The 24,503-nt window shown below is 55.9% G+C and carries 18 protein-coding genes and 1 other RNA gene; 12 read left to right on the top strand and 7 right to left on the bottom strand.

The annotated features are described in order from the left end of the window. The first annotated feature begins 92 nt into the window (after positions 1-92). The 12 genes from BLT00_RS20210 (at position 93) to BLT00_RS32195 (ending at position 16,201) form a co-directional block, all read left to right on the top strand. Positions 93-3,395, top strand: coding sequence for an Eco57I restriction-modification methylase domain-containing protein (locus BLT00_RS20210; RefSeq protein ID WP_092146144.1), 3,303 nt, complete (start codon positions 93-95; stop codon positions 3,393-3,395). 61 nt (positions 3,396-3,456) lie between these two features. Next, positions 3,457-4,134 carry an ADP-ribosylation factor-like protein gene (locus tag BLT00_RS20205; RefSeq protein ID WP_032902481.1) on the top strand — a complete coding sequence of 226 codons (678 nt, stop codon included), beginning with the start codon at positions 3,457-3,459 and terminating at the stop codon, positions 4,132-4,134. Next, on the top strand, positions 4,127-4,561 hold the full coding sequence (locus BLT00_RS20200; RefSeq protein ID WP_092146142.1) for a hypothetical protein: 435 nt from the start codon (positions 4,127-4,129) through the stop codon (positions 4,559-4,561). The genes BLT00_RS20205 and BLT00_RS20200 overlap by 8 nt, the downstream gene beginning before the upstream one ends. Positions 4,562-4,617: 56 nt before the next feature. Next, on the top strand, positions 4,618-5,400 hold the full coding sequence (locus BLT00_RS20195) for a hypothetical protein (RefSeq protein ID WP_032902479.1): 783 nt from the start codon (positions 4,618-4,620) through the stop codon (positions 5,398-5,400). Positions 5,401-5,441: 41 nt separating this feature from the next. Then, positions 5,442-7,115 carry a DUF262 domain-containing protein gene (locus tag BLT00_RS20190; protein WP_092146140.1) on the top strand — a complete coding sequence of 558 codons (1,674 nt, stop codon included), beginning with the start codon at positions 5,442-5,444 and terminating at the stop codon, positions 7,113-7,115. Positions 7,116-7,451: 336 nt separating this feature from the next. Further along, a complete protein-coding gene (gene pglZ, locus BLT00_RS20185; RefSeq protein ID WP_032902477.1) occupies positions 7,452-9,773 on the top strand; it encodes a BREX-1 system phosphatase PglZ type B in 2,322 nt (773 codons plus the stop codon). Then, the gene (brxL, locus tag BLT00_RS20180; RefSeq protein ID WP_204375879.1) at positions 9,770-11,821 is read left to right on the top strand and encodes a protease Lon-related BREX system protein BrxL; all 2,052 of its coding nucleotides are present in this window, start codon (positions 9,770-9,772) and stop codon (positions 11,819-11,821) included. Before pglZ ends, brxL begins: the two co-directional genes overlap by 4 nt. Before the next feature lie 76 nt (positions 11,822-11,897). Then, positions 11,898-12,143 carry a LasR-specific antiactivator QslA gene (locus BLT00_RS20175; protein ID WP_371856954.1) on the top strand — a complete coding sequence of 82 codons (246 nt, stop codon included), beginning with the start codon at positions 11,898-11,900 and terminating at the stop codon, positions 12,141-12,143. Positions 12,144-13,212: 1,069 nt separating this feature from the next. After that, on the top strand, positions 13,213-14,619 hold the full coding sequence (locus BLT00_RS20170) for a YfjI family protein (protein ID WP_065945472.1): 1,407 nt from the start codon (positions 13,213-13,215) through the stop codon (positions 14,617-14,619). Next, positions 14,606-14,971: a hypothetical protein gene (locus BLT00_RS20165; protein WP_092146138.1), complete on the top strand. Its 366-nt coding sequence runs from the start codon at positions 14,606-14,608 to the stop codon at positions 14,969-14,971. The genes BLT00_RS20170 and BLT00_RS20165 overlap by 14 nt, the downstream gene beginning before the upstream one ends. Next, positions 14,955-15,935: an integrase domain-containing protein gene (locus BLT00_RS20160; RefSeq protein WP_092146136.1), complete on the top strand. Its 981-nt coding sequence runs from the start codon at positions 14,955-14,957 to the stop codon at positions 15,933-15,935. The genes BLT00_RS20165 and BLT00_RS20160 overlap by 17 nt, the downstream gene beginning before the upstream one ends. After that, positions 15,932-16,201, top strand: coding sequence for a hypothetical protein (locus tag BLT00_RS32195; protein ID WP_092146134.1), 270 nt, complete (start codon positions 15,932-15,934; stop codon positions 16,199-16,201). The genes BLT00_RS20160 and BLT00_RS32195 overlap by 4 nt, the downstream gene beginning before the upstream one ends. Positions 16,202-16,368: 167 nt before the next feature. On the opposite strand, the gene BLT00_RS20150 is transcribed toward BLT00_RS32195, so the two are convergent. The 7 genes from BLT00_RS20150 to BLT00_RS20120 form a co-directional block, all read right to left on the bottom strand. Beyond that, entirely contained in the window at positions 16,369-17,625 is a 1,257-nt protein-coding gene (locus tag BLT00_RS20150; protein WP_092146132.1) for an integrase domain-containing protein, read from the bottom strand. 185 nt (positions 17,626-17,810) lie between these two features. Then, positions 17,811-18,207: a transfer-messenger RNA gene (ssrA, locus tag BLT00_RS20145) on the bottom strand. Positions 18,208-18,299: 92 nt separating this feature from the next. Beyond that, positions 18,300-18,578, bottom strand: coding sequence for a hypothetical protein (locus BLT00_RS20140; RefSeq protein ID WP_063322997.1), 279 nt, complete (start codon positions 18,576-18,578; stop codon positions 18,300-18,302). Between the two features lie 128 nt (positions 18,579-18,706). After that, the gene (locus BLT00_RS20135; protein WP_092146130.1) at positions 18,707-21,517 is read right to left on the bottom strand and encodes an FAD-binding and (Fe-S)-binding domain-containing protein; all 2,811 of its coding nucleotides are present in this window, start codon (positions 21,515-21,517) and stop codon (positions 18,707-18,709) included. Continuing rightward, positions 21,514-22,185, bottom strand: coding sequence for a LutC/YkgG family protein (locus tag BLT00_RS20130; protein ID WP_092146128.1), 672 nt, complete (start codon positions 22,183-22,185; stop codon positions 21,514-21,516). Before BLT00_RS20130 ends, BLT00_RS20135 begins: the two co-directional genes overlap by 4 nt. Further along, complete coding sequence (locus BLT00_RS20125) at positions 22,182-23,639, bottom strand: LutB/LldF family L-lactate oxidation iron-sulfur protein (protein WP_092146126.1); 1,458 nt, start codon at positions 23,637-23,639, stop codon at positions 22,182-22,184. Before BLT00_RS20125 ends, BLT00_RS20130 begins: the two co-directional genes overlap by 4 nt. Then, complete coding sequence (locus BLT00_RS20120; protein WP_063322994.1) at positions 23,636-24,460, bottom strand: (Fe-S)-binding protein; 825 nt, start codon at positions 24,458-24,460, stop codon at positions 23,636-23,638. The genes BLT00_RS20125 and BLT00_RS20120 overlap by 4 nt, the downstream gene beginning before the upstream one ends. Positions 24,461-24,503 lie beyond the last annotated feature (43 nt).

Genomic DNA, 24,503 nt, shown 5'->3' with positions numbered 1-24,503 from the left:
TCCACCGAATAGACCCCGTAGGTTGGGTTAGTAGCTGATCGGCTAACCCAGCTGATACCCCGCACCCTGCTGCGGCAAGGAAGTACCTTCACATGCGCCACGCCCTCGAAAAGAAGCTCCGTAAACAACTGGAAATCACCGTGATCAAGGCACGGGAAATCGCCGAGCAGGCCGCGATCGAGGCTTTGACTCGCCTGAGTGTCGGCGAGGCCAAAGCAGCCGACTACCTCGATGATCAACAGCGTGCTCTGCGCAACCGCCTGCGAGCCCATGGTCGCCAGCTAGGGGACGAGCGCAACACTAACGGTCAGCAGCAGATCGGGCGCCTGTGCGTTGAAATCGCTTATGAACACTGGCACCGAATGCTGTTCGCTCGCTTTCTTGAGCAGAGCCATCTGCTGATGTATGACCAGCACACTGCTCTGACCCTCGACGAATGCCAGGAACTAGCTCCCGACGAAGGTTGCGCTAATGGCTGGGAACTGGCCGGTAGGTTGGCATCCCGGATGTTGCCTCAGGTTTTCCGCGAAGGTTCCCCAGCACTATCCGTATCTCTGGCCTTTAATCATGTGCGTGACTTGGAAAAACTAATTTCTGGCCTTGCTAGCGAAACTTTCCAGGCCAGCGATAGCTTGGGCTGGGTCTATCAGTACTGGCAAGCGAAGAAGAAAGATGAGGTCAATGCCTCTGGGGTAAAGATCGGTGCCGAAGAGCTCGCGCCGGTTACCCAGTTGTTCACCGAGCCATACATGGTGCAGTTCCTGCTGGATAACAGCCTTGGTGCCTGGTGGAGCATTCGTTACCCACAGCACCGTCACCTGCTTCCGCTCCTTTATCTACGCACCGTTCCTGCCTCTGAAGGGAAGAGCTTGCTGACCAACAATGCCTGCGATGAGCTCCCCGCCGCCGGAACCTTCGATGGTTGGCCTGATAGCCTTGCTGACTTCAAGATGCTTGATCCATGCTGCGGCTCAGGGCATTTCTTAGTAGCAACCTTCCTCATGCTGGTCCCCATGCGAATGGCAGCTGAAGACCTCAGTGCCAATCAAGCCATCGATGCTGTGCTCAAACAGAACCTACATGGTCTGGAGTTGGATCAGCGCTGCGTCGAATTGGCTGCCTTCGCGGTAGCTTTGGAAGCTTGGCGCTATCCTCAGTCCAGTGGCTATCGCAGTCTGCCGGAGCTGAATATCGCTTGCGTCGGCCAGCGCATCCAGACTCCGCGAGAACAATGGCTGGCTCTGGCTGGTGATAATCCCGAACTCAAGACCGGCATGGCCCGCCTTCACGACACCTTCAGTGAGGCGCCTGTTTTCGGCTCGCTGATTGATCCGGCCCGCAGCCTCAAGGGTGATCTGCTGACTGCCGACTGGGCGCAGATGCAGCCGCTGTTGGCTAAGGCCATGACGGTGCGGGAGGTAGGGGAAGATGATCTATACGAAGCAGCCATTACAGCACAGGGCTTGGCGCGAGCAGCTGAAATGTTGGGTCTGCGCTATCAGCTGGTAATCACCAACGTACCCTATCTGACTCGCGGAAAGCAGTCCGACCAACTAAAGGATTTTTGTGAGCTCCATTACGATCTGGCCAAGAGCGATCTGGCTAACGTCTTTCTGGAGCGCTGCCTGGAGTTGGCTACTTGCGAGGGTGTCGTGCAAGTTGTCATGCCGCAGAATTGGCTATTCCTACCTACTTACAGGCATCAACGTAGGCATTTGCTGAATAAAGTGACTTGGGGGCTTGTAGCCCTTCTTGGATCTAAAGCATTCCAGACGCCTATGTGGGACTTTAATGTTCAATTGTTGACCCTTCTTAATGAAAAGCCTCCTGCAGATGTACAGTTACGAGGTATAGATGTCAGTTTTTTAAAGTCGACGCAAGAAAAGGCTGATAGTTTACGGCTGACAGAGTTAACGTCTGTTAGGCAGGATCTGCAGCTAGATAATCCTGGGTCAGTTATAGGGATTCAAAAACTTGAGCAGACGTTGTTACTTTCCAATGTGGCGAGCTTCAGTAATGGTTTGCAAACAGGAGATTATCCACGTTTTGGTCGATCATTTTGGGAGCAGGAGTTGTTGCAGCGAAAAGACTGGCAGTTTTTTCAGTCAACGGTCCGAGATACCCAAGAGTTTTTTGGTTATGAAGGCGTTGTCTATTGGCAAGGAGGTAATGGTGAACTCTCTAATCATGCGAGCTCGGTGATTCGCGGTACAGCTGCGTGGAACAAGAGTGGTGTCGCAGTAAGTGCGATGGGGCGGTTGCCTGTAACACGCTACTCAGGACAGCTTTATGATGATAATGTTGTAGTTATTACCCCTAAGTCTGAAAGTGATTTCGATGCCGTTTGGTGTTTTTGTTCGTCACCTGACTATCATGACAAAGTTAGAGAAATTGATCAGGCATTGAAAGTTCGAGGAGCGTTGTTAAACGTCCCGTTCGACCTTCCACATTGGCAGCAAATAGCAGCAGAACGCTACCCCAACGGCCTGCCAAGACCATACTCCGACGATCCCACTCAATGGATTTTTCACGGTCATCCGAAGCCTGCCACCGAGCCGTTTCACGTAGCCGTCGCTCGCCTGCTCGGTTACCACTGGCCGGCCGAGTCAGATTCTGAGATGGATCTCTCCGACGAAGCCTGTACCTGGATCGAGCGCAGCAGAACCTTGGACCAACTTGCCGATGACGATGGGATCGTCTGCCTGCCGTCAGTGCGTGGAGAAAAAGCAGCTGGCGACCGCCTGGAAAATATACTAGAAGTAGCCCTTGGAAATGACTGGACACCTCAGCGCCGCAACCAATTGCTGGAAAAAGTGGGAGCTAAAAGTATCGACGCTTGGTTGCGTGATAAGTTTTTCGAGCAGCATTGCAAGCTGTTCCATCATCGCCCCTTTATCTGGCATGTATGGGACGGACTGAAGGATGGTTTCAGTGCTCTTGTCAACTACCAAAAGCTTAATCGCGCTACTCTCGAACGCCTGATCTATACCTATCTTGGCGACTGGATCCGTACACAGCAGCATGGTTTAGAACAGAAACTCGACGGTGCAGATGCACGGCTTGCTGCTGCGCAAAACCTCAAAGCTCGGCTCGAGCTAATCCTCGAAGGCGAAGCCCCGTACGACATTTTTGTGCGCTGGAAACCTCTGACCGAACAATCTATCGGGTGGAACCCTGACTTTAACGATGGGGTGCGCCTCAACATCCGTCCCTTCATGACCGCCGAGGTCCTGCGCCACAATAAAAAGCCAAAACTCAACATAGAGTGGAAGAAAGACCGCGGCAACGACGTCCCTAGCGCCCCCTGGTTTACCTTGGGCCTGCAGTACGACGAAAAAGAAGGCGCCCGTATTAACGACCACCACTTGAATTTGGCTGAAAAGAAAAAAGCGTGATAGCCGCAGTAAGCATGCTGTTGGTTATTTTTTATGCACCAATTCTTAATAGGGAGATTTTATGGTCTGGCGAGTTGTGGCCGGGATAGCAGGTTTCGCGGTGGCTGGCGTTTATGGCTGGATGAAAAGAGACGAAATTGTAGAGATGACAAGTGATCTTTGGGACTCTCTGATTCTTAGATTGAAAGGCAAAAAAATTGCAGTTCTTGGCGCGCGAGGCTCTGGAAAAACAACCTTGCTGACCTTTTTGTCGAAAGGAGAGCTTCCCGCAGAAACCGCCCAGACCATTATGGCGTCTTCTGTTTCTGCTCGTAGATTCTCCCTGAAGGACCTCAATCTTGATCTTAAAGAGACCAGAGATTTACCCGGAGGTGAAGGAGCTTTTGATGATTGGAAGAAACTTCACGATGAATCAGACTATGTGATCTATCTGATTAAGTCCGCAGGGCTCGACAAGGATCGTATTGCTTATGATTTAAAAAAAATCAACGAGTGGCGGTCGGCTGAGAAATGCAAATCTAAATTCTTAATAGTAGCTACGCACATGGATCTAGACAGAGCTTATATGGCACTGAAGCCTCAAGAGTGTGGCGACTTTTTCGATCGATTTGTAAACGATCTGGGACGCTGTCTGGCCCCATTCAAAACTCCGCCGGCGGTGATTCTTGGAAGTTTGGAAAGCCAGAAACATACGGAAAAGTTGGTGAGTGAGATTATTGGTTGGATGAATCATGCCTAGGGTGAAGGTTTGTTTTGCCCAGGCGTTGGATAACTCTGCTCCGGATCATATTGTCTGGGATGGTCAAACGTTACCGGTTCAGTCAGAGCGGGAGCGTAGCCTAGCCTGTACATTAGTCTCGTCGGTGAGTATGACGGGCGAAAAACTCTATGAGGTGGAGGGTGTTCGCTTGTTTTTGGCAGGGCCTCTATTTGTGCTTGAGGTGATGCCTCAAGAACGCGATGTTGCTAATCGCGCTGCACCAATTGCTATTTGTATTGAGCGGGATGACGACGACACTGCTACGACGATCGTAGACGTCGTCCAGAGTTTTGCAGAGTCGATAGGGCGGACTATTACGGCTGATCGCATGAATTCAGTGAAGATAGCCTTGGATACGCTAGCAAAAAAAAAGCGACCCAGAGGCTGCCTGTTACCGTTTCTTTAAGCTTGCCGTCAGGCATGAAGCAAGAGACTTTCGTTAATTCATCTTACGAGGTTGTTATGAATGACAGCGTTTTCCCGGGCTTTCACGGCGCGCGCCGAGCCGTAGTCGTACTTAAACAAAACGACATTCGAAGCAGCCGTAATGACCTTTCGTATGAGGAAAAGCAGTTTCTTTTTGATGATGAAGCATTCGTACTTAGTTACCCGCCACCTTCAGATAGTCCGGCTTTGCCGCGAGCATTGATGAATATCATCGACTCTGATCTGGCTCGACCTGGGCTGGTGTTGGTTCAAAGTCCTTATGATCGCGATGCGTATGTTGAACTGGAAAAGGCTGCTGAGGCGTTTGCTATCGAAAAAATGCGTCATTTTTCCAGATTATGTCAGCTGCTAGGGGCCAGTTTTGTTGAGGCTGAGCAGGTTGAAGTTAAAAGAGGAACCGAATCTGCGGTCTACAGCGTCAAAGGAAGTGCCGGGCCTTTAAAGGCGGAGGGTAAGGTTTCTACTGACGAAGAGCAGAGTCTGAGCCGGAAATTTTCAATCAGAAGTATTTTCCCGGGAAAGGCGCCAGATGGAGAAGGGGCTGAAAAATTCTTGCGCAGCAAAAATCTCTTTGGCGATACCGTGATGCGGCAGTTGCTAGAACAATGTTCGGATGACTCCAATCGCCTTCTGGAGCAGCAGGTGACTATCAGTCTTTCAAGCGAAACGAAGAGCACTCTCGGCGTTGTGGGTAAGCTCAACCTGCCTACTAAATTTGGTATTTCGGCAGACTGCAAGAAAATTGCTACTAGTAGCGAAGAGTATTCGCTGACATTGCTAGTTAAATTTGAAAGCTGACGGTTTTTCATGGTTTTGGCATTTGCTAAAGGTGTTCCGGAATGAGTAAAAAAATCAGTGGTGCCGAGTACCCGTTGGCGAAGATATTCAGTTCCGAATTCGACTATGTGATCCCGCCGTACCAACGGCCTTACGCCTGGACTAGGGATCAGGCGGGAGAGCTGTTTGACGATCTTTATGATTTCTTCGAGAAGGAAGTCGAGGACAGTTACTTTTTGGGCTCCGTGGTCCTGATCAAGGATGAGGGTAAACCGTTGGCCGAGGTTATAGATGGTCAGCAGCGCCTGACCACGCTGACTATTCTGCTGGCTACGCTTACCGCGCAACTTACCGGAGACAATTTCTCGTCGTTTTACAGCTTCATCCGAGAGCCTGGAAATGTAGCCTTGAAGTTGAATCCCAAGCCGCGGCTGGCCCTGCGCGAGCGCGATCGAGCCTTCTTTGCCCAACATGTCCAGGGGCTGAAGTTCGATGACTTGACGAAGATCGATCCAGCGCAGTTGGAAAACGAGTCTCAGCGCAACATCCAGGGCAATGCCCGGTTGCTACTGGAGCGTTTGGCGACAAAATTTACAGGCAACGAGTCAAGCCTGGTCGATTTTGGCTCCTTCCTGCTCATGCGCTGCTTTTTGGTGGCCGTGACGACGCCGAGTCAGCAGTCGGCGTTCCGGGTGTTTTCCGTGCTGAACAATCGCGGGCTGGATCTATTGCCCACGGACATTATCAAGGCGGAGGTGATCGGCAAGCTGGCTGAGGATAAGCGCGATGATTTCAATGATCGTTGGGAGGAATTGGAGGTCGCCACCGGTCGTGATGGCTTCAACGAATTGTTCGGTCATATTCGCATGATTTACGCACGCTTCAAGGCGCGGCGGATGCTGCTAGAGGAGTTTCGGGAGCATGTGCTGAACAAGGTGGAGTCGTCCGAGGCACTGATCGATAAGATAGTTACTCCCTACGCTCAGGCGTATCTGGTAGCGAAGAACGCACAGTACGTGTCGTCTACTAATGCCGGGAAGATTAATGAGCTGTTTACCTGGCTGAACAGGATCGACAATTCCGATTGGGTGCCGGTCGCGATTGCCTTCTTGGCCCGTCATGGTAGCGATGCGAATACAGTTTTGGATTTCGTCACCCGTCTGGAACGATTAGCGGCCTATCTGCATATCACGGCGCGGAATGTGAACCAGCGTATCGAGCGCTACGCCCACGTTCTGGAGGACATCTTTAAAGGCGTGCTTTTCGATCGTATCGAGCTGACCCCGGGGGAGTGTGTCTCGATGCTCAGGGAGCTGGATGGCAATGTCTACGAGTTGACAGCTCGTAGGAGGAATTACTTGATTCTGCGTCTGGATTCCTTTGTTTCTGCGATGTCGGCCAACTACACGCCCAACGTACTGACTATCGAACACGTGTTGCCGCAGACGGTCGATGCGAACAGTGAGTGGGCACGGGCATGGCCCGATGTTGATGAGCGAGCGCGCTGGCTGCATCGCCTGGCCAACCTAGTACCACTAACGCGGGCACGTAACTCAAAAGCATTAAACTATGACTTCGACAGGAAAAAGTCGGCATATTTTGCCGGCAATAGTGGTGTTAACGCTTATGCCTTGACCAGTCAGGTACTGCACGAGGCTGAGTGGACTCCTGTGGTTGCGGAACGTCGTCAGAAAAGCATGCTTGAGGTGCTCAAGCGGGACTGGCGATTGGTGTAATGGGAGTCATCCTCATCCAGATCGAATAGGGGGCGGATTCCGAACCCTGGTGACGTTGAATACGGTCACGTTCAATGTGGGTTGGTGAGCAACGTACTCGCTCTGGAATGCAAACTTCACGAGAAAAAGCTAACGGTATACTTCGAGTCATTAAAGGTGGCTGGTGGAAGTGTTTTGATCGCCTGGCTCCGCTTCAGATTTTGGGTCTTGGCTTGTAGATGTGGCGCTTGCCCCGAGGATAACTGGTGTTTTGAAAGCTTGAAGCGCAATGGATCATCCCTCAGGATCTGACGATGCTGACGACCGGCCAGTACATATGGATTGCGAGCAACAGTAATGAAAGTAATTGAAGCCCTGATTAAAAGCCTGCGTTCAGCAGCGCAGTACAACGCGAGTGCTCAGGTTGCACCAGCGGCAATCCTTTGGACTGACAAGGAGCGTGAGTGGCTACCGGTAATGACTCAGTTGCAGAGTGCATTACCCGAGCTTTTCTGTCTTGGTAGCTTTAAACCAGAGCGTCGGCAAGGTCCGGCCATCTGGCTCAAATGCGTGCTTGCCGATGCCTTGCCTGAAGTTTCATTGCCTACTGGTCTCATTCCAATTATCTATTTACCTGGCGTTAGTCGTCAGGATCTTCGAGCAATTTCAGCCTGTCCAGCCGATTTGCAGCCTTTGGCCGAATTGCAATATCGCGGAACCTTATGGAGCCAGGTAAATGCCAAGGACTGGACGCTTAATGCATTTCTTGTTTCTCGCAGTGGCGGTCTGGCGTTGGATGTGGCTCAAGATAGCAAGACCCAAGCAGCTTTGTTGCGTGCTTTAGAGCCGTTACTGGACAGTGAGATAGCTCAATTACAGAATCATCGACTTGAGGCAAGTGATTTCAATCAGTTGCTCAGTACCGATGCGGTGCGAGACGTCTTGACCTGGATGTCCGACTCCAAGGCCGTACAAGAGAACTGGGCTGGGCCGCGTTGGGAAGCATTTGTAGGGATTTGTCATAGCGAGTTTCAGGTCCACCCTGAGCGCGACGGAGACCTCGTCGCTGCAGAAAATTTCTGTGGTCGGCTGGGGGCTTGGGCGAGGGTTTGGGAACGCTTTGCCGAAAATACTGCGGCTTATTCTCGTTTGCCAGCCTTATTAATGCGCTGTCAGCCTGATTTGGCAGCTGATGTGTCGAGTTTCCCAAACTACAACCACCAGCAAGAAGCTGAGTTGTTGAAGCAGCTCAAGTCTCTAGTTGGGCAAGGATCGTCCTTGATACGTCAGCGCCTAATCACGCTTGAACAGCATCATGGCGTGCGCCGGAGTTGGGTGTGGGCAGAAATGGGTTTAGCGCCTGTGGCTCGGCTGCTTGAGCCTCTGGTGTTGATTGCCGGGCTGGTTGGCGATAGCGGTCTCTCAGGAACAAGTCCTGAAGAGATGGCTGAGCATTACCGTCACAATTACTGGAAGGTTGATGATGCGTTGCTACGCGCCTTGGCAATGGCTCGTGAGCCTTCGTTGCAGGCTGTGGTGCAAGAGTTGCTGAATAACCTATATACCCCTTGGTTGCATGAGACAGCGCTCAACTTTCAGCAATTAGTGAGGCTTAAAGGGTATCCCGGTAGTCGAGGAGTTAACGAAGCAGTTGCGGCCTACCAGACTGCTGGTGAGGTTGTGTTCTTCGTTGATGGTCTGCGCTACGACGTGGCACAGCGCTTTGCCTTGCAGTTACAGGCGCTGGGAGAGGTTAGGCACGGCTATAACTGGTCGGCATTGCCCTCGGTCACGGCTACAGCAAAAGCAGCGATCTTGCCAATTCACCAACAGCTTACAGGGCGCGATACTGACAGCGATTTTCAGCCCAGCCTGAAAAACGAAGACAAGCCCTTTAGTGGATATTACTTGCGCAAGCTGATGGAAGAGAGTGGTTGGCAGGTGCTTGCAGCTGATGAAAACGGTGATCCTAAAGGGCGTGCTTGGGTACAGACTGGCAATATCGACGAGGCTGGACACACAGATAAGCTGCGTTTGGCTGGCCGCATTGATTCACTCCTGCAGGATGTGTACTTGCGGGTGCAGGAGTTGTTGCAAGCAGGTTGGCGAAAAGTACGGATCGTTACTGACCATGGGTGGTTGCTGACACCCCTGCCTATGAGCAAAGTTGACCTGCCCAAGCATCTCACAGAGATCCGCTGGGCACGTTGCGCGGAAATCAAAGATACCGTGCAGACAGGTCTGCCTACGGTCAATTGGTATTGGAGTCCTGCACAAACGATTGCAGTGGCGCCTGGCGCCAGTGCATTCCTGGCTGGTCGTTACTACGACCATGGCGGTCTGAGCCTACAGGAGTGTCTGACCCCAATCCTGGAAGTGATCAACACCGTAGCCCCAGCCAAGAACCTCGCTCTGGCGACGATTACCAAGGTTCAGTGGTTGGGGCTGACTTGCCGAGTTGAAGCGCAGAGTAGCGCTGAAAATCTCCAAGTGGATTTGCGCAGCAGTCCCGCTGATGCGGCGAGCTCGATTGTGCGGTCCAAGGCTCTGAAGGGGGGTAAATGCAGCTTACTGGTGGAGGACGATGAGCAGGTAGGTGCAGCATCTGTGGTGGTGGTTCTGGATGAGGCCGGTAATGTATTGGCACGACAGGCGACTTTGGTGGGAGATGAAGCGTGATTGAACTAGATGTCCTCGACTCGAAGGCCGCGACAGCTTTCGAGGGTTATATCGTGCGCAAAGACCTCGTCCGTACCTTTGCCCGCCAATTTCCGGTGCCTACTTACGTGGTTGAATTTCTGCTGGGGCGTTATTGCGCCAGTACCGATCCGGAGGAGATCGAGGAAGGCATCGAAATCGTTGAACGCCAACTCTCCTCGCGTACCGTCAAGGCTGGCGAAGAGGAGCTGTTCAAAGCTCGTGCCTATAAGAATGGTACGGTTAAGCTGATTGACTTGGTGAGTGCCCGCTTTAGTCAGAAGGACAATGGCTATCTGGTAAGTCTGCCCAGCGTACAACTTAACAATGTGCGTATCGCAGACAAGCTGGTGGATGACAATGAGCGTCTGTTGACCGGTGGCTTTTACGCTGAAATCACGCTGGAGTACGACGCAGCCATTGCAGAAGAGCGAGGCAATCCATTCGGTGTTCAGGATCTGCGGCCAATTCAGCTCTCCAAGCGTGATGTGTTGGACAGCCTGGGTGAGGCGCGCAAGGTATTCAGCAGTGCTGAGTGGAAAGATTTCCTTTTACGCTCCATTGGTCTTGAGCCGGATAATCTGAATCCGCGGGCGAAGGATGCTTTGTTATTGCGCATGGTTCCTTTTGTAGAGCGCAATTACAACTTGGTTGAGCTGGGTCCTCGTGGAACGGGTAAAAGCCACCTGTTTCAACAGGTTTCGCCTTACGCACACCTGATCTCTGGGGGGAAGGCGACCATTGCCAAGATGTTCGTCAACAATGCTAGCGGCCAGCGCGGCCTGGTTTGCCAATACGACGTAGTCTGCTTTGACGAGATCAGCGGTATTTCCTTCGACTCGAAGGAAGGTATCAATATCATGAAGGGCTATATGGAGTCTGGTGAGTTCAGCCGCGGCAAGGAAAGCATTCGCGCTGATGGTTCACTGGTGTTCGTGGGCAACTTCGATGTCGATGTGGAGCATCAGCAACGTGTCGGACACCTGTTCGGCCCGTTGCCTCCGGAGATGCGTGACGATACCGCCTGGATGGACCGGATTCATTGCTTTCTGCCAGGTTGGGACGTACCGAAGATGAATCGTGAGTTGACCACCGACCATTTCGGCCTGGTCAGCGATTTCTTCTCCGAGTGCCTGAGCCGTTTGCGCTATGAGAGCCGGGTCAGTGTCATGCAAAACCGAGTGCACTTGGGCGGGGCGCTTAGCGGCCGCGACACCAATGCAGTGAACAAGACGGTCTCCGGTCTGCTCAAGCTGCTCTATCCTGATGCCTCCATGGAGGTTTCGGATGAAGATCTTGAGTGGGCCGTTCGGCTGGCGCTTGAGGTGCGTCGCCGGGTCAAGGAGCAGCAAAAACGTATAGGTTCGGCCGAATTTAGGAACACCCACTTCAGCTATTTCATCGGTGACGATGGTGTAGAGAAGTTTGTGGCCACTCCAGAACTGCGCGCCGATAACGAGATTGGCGGTGATCCCCTAGAGCCTGGTCAGATCTGGACCATCAGCGAAGGTGGTGCCGACGTTGACGATAACGTGGGACTCTATCGAATTGAAGTCAATGAAGGGCCTGGTTCAGGAGTAAAAATTCTCAATAACCCGGTGCCCGCGCCTTTTAAGGAGTCGGTGCGTTACGCAGAGCAGAACTTGTACGCTAGGGCTGCTCAGTTAATAGGTGATCGTGATCCTCGTGCTCACGAGTTTACCATCCAGCTACGTGCCTTCGATGCTGCAAAGCGCGGATCAAAGTTGGGCGTCGCGGCACTGATTGCCATGTGTAGCGGGCTGCTGAAAAAGTCCGTGCGTGGCGGGCTTATTGTGGTTGGCGAGATCAATCTGGGTGGATCCATCGAGCCTGTCCATAACCCGGTGACTATTGCTGAGTTGGCGGTTGAAAAGGGCGCAAGCACACTGCTTATGCCTGTCACCTGTCGTCGCCAACTGCACGATCTTTCTGATGATATGGCGACCAAAATCGACATTCAGTTTTATCAGGACGCGCGAGATGCTTTCTTAAAGGCCATAGTCGAGTAGTTGCGTGGATGGACGAGTTTGCTCTCTCAAATAAAAATGAAGTTTAAATGAGCGGTGCTCTTCTGACTCGAATAGTCTGATTATCCGAACCCCGTGGGGCAATGAGTTTGGCCCGATGATTGAGGACGGCGTTCGTTGTGCGGAGACTTGGCTTGACGGCTCATCACTGCCGCTGTGGTGGGCACTGGCGCAGAACCGAAAGCGTCATCGCCCAGGTGATTCTCAGGAAGCGTTCGAGGCCGGTTTTCTGCTGCGTTTGCAGCAAACGCTAATCACACGGCGTGAAGCCGCCATCTCCCAATCAACCAACTTTGATGCTTGAGGCTGTATTTGACGTTTGAGATTTGCTTTTCCCGCCAAACCCTCCGATCCAGCGATCTTTGATCGCGCCGATCGGAGGGTTCACTCGCTCTTTCTTGAAGCCGCCTCGTTCCACCCTCCCATTTCAAATTTGATTAGCGTCACACCGTCGTTTACCCGTCAGAAATTACTCGCGATCGTTATCGAGCGCAGTGCAGTTCCTGTGTCAGAGCGGATCTTGTCGTGGGGCCATGGCCAGAGAAGTGGCGACACTGGCGACACCGGCGACAACCCAAGTAGGACGGGGTCTGGAGCGTGGCGACAAAGTGGCGACAGTCGCCACTTCTTGCCCACTTTACCCGGAATGCTTGACCGTCTTTTCGAGCCGGTATAACAATTGGCGCGTGGATCGCTGTCGTTGACAGCACCAGCCCAGGTAGCCAGAACCTTTAAGGCTACGCCACTTCTGTGGTGGTTCCCCCCAAGTGCGATACAGCGTCCGGCGGCTCGCACGGTCACTCCCCAAGAGTGATGGATGCCTACTCGACTTATCTGTCCACTGCGGCAGACGATGGACCTACCTCGCTGCGCTGCAGCAACCTCACCTTTCGGTACACCTCGCTGCGCCAGACCGCGCCCGTCTCTTTCTCCTGGAAAGAGACGGGCGCTCGTACCACTGCTGCAAGCCACGTCTTACAAGGCATTGCCGCAACTCTCCTCGTGACAATCGGCCTGACAAATCCGATTCGTCGCCATCCGCATCGACACAGGCACCGGTGCCGCAGCCTTTGGAAAGGCTGCACCTGACTGACAGTCAGGCATGCCCCAGGTGTCCATGTCGTTGCCTTCTCCTGCTCAGGATCTCCAGGTGCCGAACTCGTCAGTCGGCACAGCCTTCACCCGCCCGCATCTTCGGATGCGACTAAGGAGGCCAGATTCATGGGTTCATGCCCTCGCTCCCGGTCGTAAGGAGCCGTTCGTTCCGCGTCAGTGAACACCTCACAGGCCGCAGGGGCCTTGATCCCTGATAACACTCAACAGCAGTGGCGGGAGTACGTGAGGACAACCAGCAATCACCGAGGAGAGGGCCCATGCAGCAGTTAGATCCGAAGCTTGAACTACCACGATCCCCTCGACCGTTAATCGAGTCGAATCCCGCGGCCGAGCCTTATCCAGTTAAGGCGTTGGGTGGAATTCTTGGGCCTGCGGTGGAGCGCATGGCCGAAGTGATTGGCGTGCCTCAGGCACTGGCTGCACAATCGATCTTGGCTGCCTCGGCGCTGGCCACTCAAGGTCATGCGGGCTTACAGCTCGACGGGAGAAATTATCCGCTGTCGCTGTACCTGATCACGGTGGCCGCGTCCGGTGATCGTAAAACGGCGGCAGACCGATTTGCGTTGCTGCCAGCACGGCAATGGGAGCGTGAACAGTGGCAGCGCCACCGCGAACAGCTCTCCCGGTACCGTGCCGCACAGCGACAGGCGCAGCGTATCAATCCTGCCGATGCCAATCCCACAAACGGCATACCGCTCGAAGCTGAGCCCTCGGCCCCTCGGCTGATCACCACGGACCCGACTATCGAGGCCCTGATTAAGGGGCTCTGCCATGACCTGCCCAGCATGGGGCTGTTCTGTGATGAAGGGGGGCAGTTCCTCGGCAGCAGCACCATGAATCGGGATAACCGTTTGAAAGCCGTGACGACCTTATCGTCGCTCTGGGACGGTAGCCCGATTGATCGTGCTCGCTCCATGGCCGGTGAAAGCCTGCGGGCTTATGACCGGCGCTTGAGCCTGCACCTCATGCTGCAACCGTACTTGGCCATGCAGTTACTCAGTGACCCGTTGCTGCAGGGGCAAGGCATCCTCGGTCGCTGCTTGATGACCTGGCCCACCAGCCTGGCCGGACAACGCAGCTACCAGGCTGTCGACTTATCCAAAGACGCCGCCCTGAAGCGATATCACCGCCGCCTTTCGGCCCTGTTTTATCAGCCCTGGTCACTTTCCACTGACGGTGCCTTGCAGCTATCACCGCTTAGCCTCAGTCCGTTGGCCCGCCGTCGCTGGATTGATCTACATGATGCCATCGAAGCCCAGTTGGGTGAGTTTGGCGAGCTGGCCAGCGTACGGCCTAGCGGATCGAAGGCCGCCGATAACCTGCTGCGCGTCGCTGGCATCCTGGCAGTCGTGGAGGAGAGCGGTGTGGTAGAGGTCGACCATATCCAACGGGCCTCCGCTTTAGTCGGCTACTACCTCACCGAGATCCAGCGCCTGACCGAACAGGAACCGGTGTGCCGGGTAAAGGAGGAGGCGGACCGGCTGCTGCGCTGGCTGCAGGTCAAGGATTGGAAACGCTTCAGTATTCGGGAGCTGAACCGCAACGGTCCCCGCTTTGCCCGTAAGAGCAGTCGTCACGCCGCCAAGCTGCTGGTCGAGTTGATTGATCATCAGTGGCTGATCACCGACGGCCACACCTTCGAGGTGCGCCATGTTCAATCTTGATGAAGCGTTGCGTAACCATCTGGCTCAGCGCCAAAAGGAGCCGAAAGTGCGATTTGTCGCCGCTACCGTCGCCGCTACTGTCGCCACTTTGTCGCCACACTTAAAGCCAGGCAGGACAAGGGTTGTCGCCGCTGTCGCCGCTGTCGCCACCACCCACAAAACTATTGCCTCGACGACAGCCATCATCCAATGGTTAAAAGAGGAGGGCGCGCATCTCTACGTCACCGACAACAGGCTGTGTTTTCGCCCGACTGATTGGGACCAGTTCGCCATCGTGAGTGCTCACTGGCGAGCCCTTTTGCATGCTCTCACTGCAGTCGATCAGGAGCAGAAAAATGGCTCGGGTCGGTAAGCGAACTGGGTGTAATTTTGGCTTCGGTCGCCAGCTCAGCTATGCCGGGCCGCAAGCCCTGAAAGATCTGTTTGGCGACGGCCATTTTGCTACCGTCAAAGCCCATAGCGATCGCTGGCAGGCATTCGTGCAGTGGTGTCGATCCAATGAAGGACCGGGACTCAACGACGCGCGACAGATCGACCGCGAGATCCTCATGCGGTACGCCGCTCACATGCGGGAGCAGGTCGATCAGGGCAACGTCGGCATCGCCACCGCGCAAAACCGCCTGTCCAGCGTTAACCGAACGATGGCCGCTCTGCGCGGTGATCAGTGCGTCAAAATCCCCAGTCCGAGCAAGGCGCTGGGCTTGCAGCGCTCAAGCGTGCGTAGTGAGGCCCCGCAAGGCCAAGACCGTGTGCAGGTCAGGCTGATTGCGCAAGCGCTGACAGAGCGACAGCAATCGAGAGTGAATGCCATCGTGCTCATAGCCCGTGAGACTGGTATGCGCCTGCGTGAAGCGATCTTGGCGGACCTGCCACGGTTGCAACGAGAAGCCCAACGACTGGGCAAGATCAATATCCAGGACGGCACCAAAGGCGGTCGATCAGGCGCGTCCGCACCGCGTTGGATTACAGTCACTGATCAAGTCCGCGGCGCCCTGGCTAGGGCCTGCGAGGCGTCACCCAGTGGCAGTCGGAATTTGTTGGCACCCGATGAAAGCTACAAAGACTTCATACAAAAAGTCGTGCGGCCGGCACGGGACCTCCTGCATGAGCAGGGTTTGAAAGGCTTTCATGAACTGAGAGCGGCTTACGCCTGTGAGCGCTATGAGCAACTGACCGGCTTCCCTGCACCGGTAAATGGCGGCCGTGATCACCGAGAAAATCGAGAGCTTGATCAGCGTGCACGACGTCAGATCAGCCACGAGTTGGGACATAACCGCATCGATGTGGTGAGTGCCTACATCGGAGGTCGGCGATGACGTCCGAGTTCGATATGGCGTTGTTTCTGAGCCCCGTGCTCAAAGGTGCGCATGCCACGCGGCAGCGGCACATCAGGCAAGCAGAAAGGATGCACGAAGTAATTCGTGAACGCTGGAGTTGCGCAACTCCCTGGTCCTGGAAGGAGAAGCACGTGAAATGGTTTTTCGAACACTCTCTGCGTTGCTCAGCTCCAGCGACCGTCTACTACTACGAATTAACAGCAGGGCTAATCCGCCGCAGAAAGGCGCAATTCGTTGTTATCTGATAGACGCTTTTAAGCGTGAGCCCCTGAGTATGGGAATGCGGAGCCTTCCCATACTCAGGGGCTTGGCCAAAGAAGCGCAGGCATACGACAGATTTGGCGACAGTCGTCACTTCTGTCGCCTTGCTGCGCGACACGGATTGTCGTCGGCGTCGCCAATCTTTGGATTCTCAGCGTATAGGCACGACGTTGCGGTCCCTGGGTTGATTGATGGCAGATGCCGAGAGGCTGCCGGTGGCCGCCTTCTGGATATGGTCACTCCACCAAGCCATCATCGGACGCCGGCGTTCGATGTAATCCGCTCGGTTGTAGGCGCTTCGAACTTCGTCTTTATCGACATGCGCCAGCGCGACTTCGATTAGCTCCGGATCCCATCCGTGCTCGTTCAGGATTGTGCTGGCCATGGAGCGCATGCCGTGGCTGACCAAGCGGTCCTGAAAGCCCATTCGTTTCAACGCCATGTTGGCTGTCTGGCTATTAGCGTGGGTACGCGGGTTTCTATCTGCCGGGAACACGTATTCTCTGTGGCCGCTGTGGGGCTTGAGTGTCTCCAGTAGCGCGAGCGCTTGTTCAGTCAGCGGGATGGTATGCGGGCGACGCTTTTTCATACGCTCCGGTGGGATGCTCCAAATGCGTTTGTCGCAATCGATGTCTGCCCACCGAGTGGTGGCCGCCTCGACAGGGCGGGTCATCGTGTGCAACTGCCATTCGATCAGACAGCGCGTGACTCGCTTGATGCTGGCATTCGCGATTTCCATCATGAGCTCCGGAAGCTCGTCAGGTCGTAGCGCGGCCATGTTCTCTTTCTTGGGTTTCTTGAACACCGCCCGAATGCCACTGAGGGGGTTCGCAAAGATCAGTCCTGAATTGACCCCGTAGGTCATGATCTCGTTGAGTCGTTGGCTCAGACGCTTCACTGTTTCGAGGCTGCCTTTGGCCTCAATCGGGCGAAGGAGCTTGATCACCATAGGAGCACTGACTTCAGAGAGCGGCGTCGATTTCATGCTCGGAAAAACATGCAGCGTGAGTGAACGCCAAATGTCCTCGGCATACGCTGGCGTCACTGAGTCTTTCTTCAGTTCGAACCAGGCAGTGGCTATCTTCTCGAAGGTGTGTTCGGTCTCAGCCAGTCTGGCTTGCCTTTGCTCATCGCGCTGGGCTTTGGGATCGATGCCTTGAGCAAGTAGCTCTCGCGCCTCGACTGCTTTCTTCCGAGCATTCGCTAATGAGAGGTCGGGGTATGGGCCGAGCGCCATATTGATACGGCTTCTGGTTAACGGCTCGCGGTAATTGAAATTCCACATCATCGAGCCGCTGGCGCGTACTCGAAGCTGCAAGCCATCGCCGTCGCTGAGGACGAAGTCTTTACCAGTTGCCTTGACTGCCTTGAGCTGGCGATCAGAGAGGCGGGTTGCGTTAGTAGGCATGGGGCTACCTCCAGCACCGTTTTGGTATCCTGAAAATAGCACCTGGTAGCCCGGGATACCACCTGGGATACCAAAGCGCCTGGAACTCAAAAAACCTCCAAAGCCCCAAAAAGCCCTGAAACCCCCGTATTCACTGAATCTTAGGCACAAAAAAAGACGTCCGTGGACGTCTTTAGATGTTGAAGTGGTGGAGCCGGGGGGATTTGAACCCCCGTCCGCCAGTACTCTGCTGTCGGTACTACATGCGTAGCCGTGTCTATTAAGTTAACCCTCAGCGACCCGACGGGCAGGGTGCTTTGGGCGAGTTGTGTAAGTTTTAGCCGCTTCGTCCACAACGTACTGCACGGCGATTCTGTTCTATATGACAATCACTTTGGGTTTACAGACATCCCCTAATGATTGCTGGACCCGAAGGTACCAGAAGCTCAGGCGTTAAGGCTGCTTACGCAGCGATAGCGTAGTCCTGGCCGTAGTTTTCGTCATTGGCAACTATAGAAGTTGCAACAGTGGATTTACGAGTTCTGTTACCAACTCGGCATGCACCTAAAGTTTCGCAACCGGCGTCGAATCCTAAACGGCCCCGAACCTGTCGCTCCATGAATCTGTAGGAGCGGCAGGCATGTGCAGTGTACGCCAATCCGCGTCTGAGGCCAACCCGAAGGTTGGCCCAGCGGTCAGGAGCTTTTACCGTCTGTGCTGACCTTTTGGATCTCCTGGATGGTCTGGGTGGTTTCGGAGATGCATTTCTCGGTGCCTTCCTTGGTGTTCAGGGCTTGATGGGCCTTGGCTTGCTGGACGCTGGCCTCGACTTTAGCCTCGATATCCGAGCCCTGATACTGGCTCTTCGCGTTCTCGATGGCTTTCAGGTTGGTATCACAGAGATCGGCGGCAAACGAAGACGACGCTAGCATGGAGGCAGTGACGAACAGACCTAGCAGTACAGAGCGTTTCATGTGTCTCTCCTTGAACTGAGGGACCAGGCATCGCTGGCCATCAGGACGGCTACCAGTTTTTGGAAGGTCCCGCGTTTGCGGGACTTGATCAGTGGACTGTGCCCGTGCGCCAGGGTTCTATTTTTTCTTCAGGTCGCCCTGGCCTGGGTGACCCGATCGATGAGGTAGACCAGCCCGTGGTAGTCGATTGCGCCGTGCTGCGTAAGACCAATCTCACACGTGCGGCTGGTGGAAATCCCTTCGCTGCAATGCTGTACCGCGTCCTTCAGTGAGCGCAGCGAGTGGGCGTTCAGCTCGGGTGTGGAGAAACCCTTGTCGCCGGCGAAACCGCAACAATGGATGCCTTCCGGGATGACCACGTTTTTACTGCACTTGCGCGCCAAGTCGATCAGCGCCTGGCTTTCGCCAAGGTGCTGGGTGCTGCACGTGACGTGCACCGCGATGGGCGCCTCTTGGGGAGTGAAGTCGAGACGGTCCACCAGATGGGTGCGGATGAAGCGCACTGGGTCATACAGGTCCAGGCGCACCTCACCGAGGTCCTGGACCAGGCGCAACGTGCAGGGGCTGGTGTCGCAATAGATCGGATCGAGTCCGCCGCGGCTGGCGTGCAGCAGTGCGCCGATCAGTTCCTGGCGTTTGTGCTCGGCTTGTTCGGCGTAGCCTTTGGACGCGAAAGGTTGGCCGCAACAAAGGCTGTCCACATTGTCGGGAAAGACGACTTGGTAGCCGGCTTTTTCCAGCAGCCGTTGGGTCTTTTCATACAGTGACATCTGCTCTTTATCCCCGGCCGCCGGGCCCATGACCCGCGATACGCAAGCCGCCAGGTACACCACGCGCGGGCGTTCATCCGACACGGTGGGGCTGAAACGGATGGCCTTTTCCGGCTGGGGCATGGCGTTGGTCCACTGTGGGACCTGGCCTTTGGACAGCCGCGTCAACGAAGCCGACAGTTTCGCCAGGCGGGGGGCGCCTAGCAGCATCCGCGCACCATTGGCCACGTGCAGGGCGAAGCGCGCGCCTTGCAATGTGGTGGCGAAATTTCCTTCAATCCAGTTAGCGGTTTTCGTCTTCGTCGCGTCACGGCTGCGCAGTTTTTTCACCAGCTCGCCGGTATTGATGCCTACCGGGCAACGTTGCGCGCACAGGCCCGTCGCGGCGCAGGTGTCGATGCCTTGGTATTGATAGGCCTGTTCCAGTTCGGCGGTGTCCGTGCCGGCGCGTTTCTTCGCCTGGATGTCTCGCCAGATCACGATGCGCTGGCGCGGGCTCAAGGTCAGGTCCTTGGACGGGCACACGGGTTCGCAGAAACCACACTCGATGCACTTGTCCACGATCTCATCGGCGGCCGGCAGCGGCTTGAGGTGCTTGAGGTGGATTTGCGGATCCTCGCTGAGCACCACGTCCGGGTTGAGGATGCCGTTGGGATCGAGCAGGCGTTTGAGCTGCCACATCAGTTGATAGGCATCGCTGCCCCATTCCAGCTCGACGAACGGCGCCATGTTGCGCCCGGTGCCGTGCTCTGCTTTCAGCGAGCCGCCGAATTCCACCGCCACCAACTGCGCCACGTCATCCATGAACGCCTGGTAGCGTGCGACTTCTTCAGGGTTGTTGAAGCCTTGGGTGAAGACGAAGTGCAGATTACCTTCCAGCGCGTGTCCGAAAAGGATCGCTTCGTCGTAGTGATGTTTGTCGAACAGCTCGATCAGGCGGTTTACGCCAATGGCGAGTTGTTCCACCGGAAAGGTCACGTCTTCGATGATCACCGTGGTTCCGGTTTTACGGACCGCGCCCACCGCTGGAAAGGTGTCTTTGCGGATGGCCCAGAGCCGGGCGTTTTCCCGTGGGTCTTCGGTGAAGTCGACCTGTTTTTCCACCGGGAAGCCGGCCAGTGAAGCCATGATCCGGACCAGTTGTTCTTGCAGTAAAGACGAGGAAGCGGCGCGGGATTCGATGAGCAAGGCGCAGGCATTGATCGACAGATGCTGTACGAAATCCGGCATGCCCGGTTTGTCCTGCACCGAGCGCAGGCTGCGGCGGTCCAGCAGTTCCACGGCCGAGACTGGCTGGCTTTTCAGCACGGTGACGGCGTTGCAGCAGGTTTCCACGTCCGGGAATACGATCAGCGCCGAAGCTTTGTTCGGATGGTCGATAACGGTGTTGTAGGTCACCGCGCTGATGAAGCCGAGGGTGCCTTCGGAGCCGACCAGCAGGTGGCTCAAGATATCCACAGGCTCGTCGAAATCCACCAGGGCATTGAGTGACAGGCCGGTGGTATTTTTCAGACGGTACTTGTGACGAATTCGGGCGGCCAATTCGGTGTTGGCGCGGGTTTCGCGACCGAGGGTGGCGAGGCGTTCCAGCAGTTCGCCATGGCTTGTACGAAAAGCCGCCACGCTGTTGTCGTCTTCGGTGTCCAGGCGTGTGCCATCGGCCAGTACCAGGCGGATGCCGGCCAGGGTGTGATAGGTGTTCTGCGCCGTGCCGCAGCACATGCCGCTGGCGTTGTTGGCGACGATGCCGCCGATCTTGCAGGCGTTGATCGACGCCGGATCTGGGCCGATCTTGCGCCCGAACGGGGCCAGCCAGGCGTTGGCCTGGGCGCCGATCACGCCGGGCTGCAAGCGAATCTGCGTGCCTTGCGCGCGGATCTCGCGACCGTTCCAGTTATCCCCCAGCACAATCAGCACCGAGTCGCTGATGGCTTGCCCGGACAGGCTGGTGCCGGCGGCGCGGAAGGTGACGGGCACCTGGTCGCGCTGGGCCAGTTTCAGCAAGACAATCACTTCATCTTCGGATTCGACGCGTACCACCAGTTTCGGAATCAGCCGATAGAAACTGGCGTCAGTACCGAAGGCCAAAGTCGACAGCGGATCGTCGAAACGGCGCTTTTGCGGGATCAGTTGTTGAACGTCGTGTAGGAAAGAGGCCGGAAGGGTCATTGGTCCTCCAGAATCAAAACCACCAGATCCTTCGGACCATGGGCGCCGTAGGCCAGGACTTGCTCGATGTCGGCGGTTTTCGACGGGCCCGATACCAGCAGGGCGTTGGTGGGCATGCCTTGGGCCCACTCGAATTCCTGCTGCACTTCATAGAAGTTGTCACGGATCTCGCTGGCCTTGAGCAGGGCGAAATGCACCGGTGGCACCAGGCTCATCAGCCGCGGTTCTTCCCGGGTTGGCCAGAGAATCAGGCTGCCGGTGGCGGCGATGGCGCCAAGGGTGCCGGTGAGGCTGGCGGGAGTGTCGTTGAACAACTCGGCTTTCCACTCTTCTATCGGGCGGTCGTAGGCCTTGAGGGTTGGCAGGTCCGGATTGTTCGCCCAGAACTGTGTGATTTTTTGCCCGTGCGCGGTGGTCGGGGCGATGAGCAGACTCGGCAACTGACGGTCGCGCAGCAATTGCGCGAGCAGGGTCGGCCAGCCTTCGTCGGACGTCAGGTGGATTTCGGTGTGCACCGCTTCCATCAATTTGCGCAATTGCGGGATGCGTTCCTCGGGCGCATAGCGGTAGGTCTGCGTCACTAGCTCGACGTCGAAGTTGTCGGCAACCGGCGTGGTGCCTGTCAGGCTTTTACGCAGCTTGGCGAGGATATTGTCCTTGGCGCTCATCGGCGGTCTCCCTGCTGGTTCAGGTGGTCGCGGGCCAGGTCATGCAATGAGCGGGCGGCGGGTTTGGGGGCGCTGTGGTTCTGGGTCCAGGGGCCGACGTTGTTGGGCACCAGGGCGCGCAGGCGCGTGGCGAGGAACCCGAACAGTCGATACAACCGTGGCGAACTGTTGAGCCGAGCCCAGGCATTCCAGATGAAGCGTTCCTTGGGCGAGTATTTGCTGCCCTGGCCGCGCATCACCTGATGGGGGCTGTCCGGCGCCTTGACGTTCTCTTCCCGCAACCGCCGCAGCAGGGCCGGAATCGGAATCTTCACCGGGCACACTTCACCGCAGGCGCCGCATAGCGAAGAGGCGCTCGGGTGGTCCGGCACCTTGGCCAGGCCGACCATGTGCGGCGTGATGATTTTTCCGATAGGCCCCGGGTACACCTCGCCGTAGGCATGGCCGCCGATTCGGGTATAGACCGGGCAATGATTCATACAGGCGCCGCAGCGAATGCAGTTCAGCGTCTGGCGCAGTTCGCTGTCGGCAAACGCCTGGCTGCGACCGTTATCGAGCAGGACCAGGTGGACTTCCTGGGGGCCGTCCAGCTCATCGGCCTTGCGTGGCCCGGAGATCATGTTGACGTAGGTCGTGATGGGCTGTCCGAGGGCCGAGCGGGTCAGCAGTGAGAGCAGTGGCACGACATCGCGCAGGTTCTCCACCACTTTTTCGATGCCGGTCACAGCGATGTGCACGGGTGGCACGGTGGTGGACATGCGTCCGTTGCCTTCGTTTTCCACCAGCAGCAGCGTGCCGGTTTCAGCGACGGCGAAGTTGACGCCGGAGACGCCGATATCGGCCTCGAAGAATTTCTGCCGCAATACCTTGCGACCGATCTGAATGAGTTGGTCAACGTCCTTGGTGTACTCCACGCCGAGTTTGTCGTGGAACAAGGACGCGACCTGACCGGCATTCTTGTGGATCGCCGGCATAATGATGTGTGAAGGCTTCTCGTGGTCGAGCTGGACGATGTATTCCCCCATGTCGGATTCGAGACATTCAATGTCCCGAGCCTCGAGGAAATGGTTCATCTCCATCTCTTCGCTGACCATCGATTTGCCCTTGATCACTTGCCGCGCCTCGTGAGCGCGGATGATCGAGAGGACGATGCCATTGGCTTCGTCCACCGTTTCCGCCCAGTGCACGTTCACACCGTTACGGGTCAGGTTGCTTTCAAGTTGCTCGAGCAGGTCGGGCAGCTTGGATAACGCACGGGCGCGGACGGCATTGCCGAGCACTCGCAGGTGTTCTCTTTCGTGGGCATCGCTGAAAGACGTTGCCCGTTTGGTCATCAGTGAATCCATCGCGCTGCGAAAGTTGTTTCGCAGTTGCGTGTCGTCCAAAGCCTTGTGGGCCCGGGCGCGAAAATCTTCCTGCACCTCTACAGTCGGGATCAGCGTTGGCGTGCTCATGCAACACCTCCGCTACGCTGCCAGAGAAAGCTCGCCAGATGCTGGCCGCGTAACGCTTCCTGCTGTTTTTCCAGTGCGCCGTTGATGTTCATCAGGCAGCCACAATCGGCACTGATGACCTTGTGCGCGCCGGATTCCTTCAGCGCTCGGGTCTTGTCGGCCACCATCGCGCCGGAAATATCCGGCATGCGAACGCTGAACGTCCCACCAAAGCCACAGCATTCACTTTCATGGCTGTGTTCAACTCGCTCCACATTGCGCAGCTGCGCCAACAACGCACGGCCATGCAGATGGGTGTTCATTTCACGCCGTGCCGAGCAGGACGTGTGCAGCGCGACTTTCACGGGTTCGCCGCTATCGTTCAACTGCACCTTGCAGACGAACAGCAGGAATTCAGCCAGTTCATAGGTCCGGGCCGCCAGGGCCTGAACCTGTTTGAGCGTGTCGGGCTCATCCTTGAACAGATCGGCGTAATGCTCGCGCAGCATGCCGGCGCAGGAGCCCGAGGGCACGACCACCGGATAATCTTCGGCAAACAGGGCCAACTGCGCCCGTGCCACCGTCCGCGCCTGCTCGGTGTAGCCCGAGGTGTAGGCCGGTTGGCCGCAGCAGCTTTGCCCTTGCGGGTAGTCCACCCGGATTCCTTCGCGCTCCAGCAGATGAATCGCATCCATCCCGGCTTCGGGATAGAACAGGTCGACCACGCAAGTGCCGAACAGGTAGACCCTTTGCGGTTTTTCGCTGGGGTACTGCCGAGGCTCGGGCAGTGGCGGGGCGACACGGGTCGCGTTCGGCACGGCGTTATAAAAAAGCTCGCTCATCAGGCGTGTCTCCGGGTGGTCCCGGTTATCCGTCCGCTGAGGC

Origin of the sequence: Pseudomonas sp. NFACC51 (genome assembly GCF_900103575.1) — a bacterium.
In the GTDB taxonomy this organism is placed as follows: Bacteria; Pseudomonadota; Gammaproteobacteria; order Pseudomonadales; family Pseudomonadaceae; genus Aquipseudomonas; species Aquipseudomonas fluorescens_Q.
Note: the sequence above shows the minus strand (reverse complement) of the source record. Positions and strands in the feature narration are given on the sequence as shown.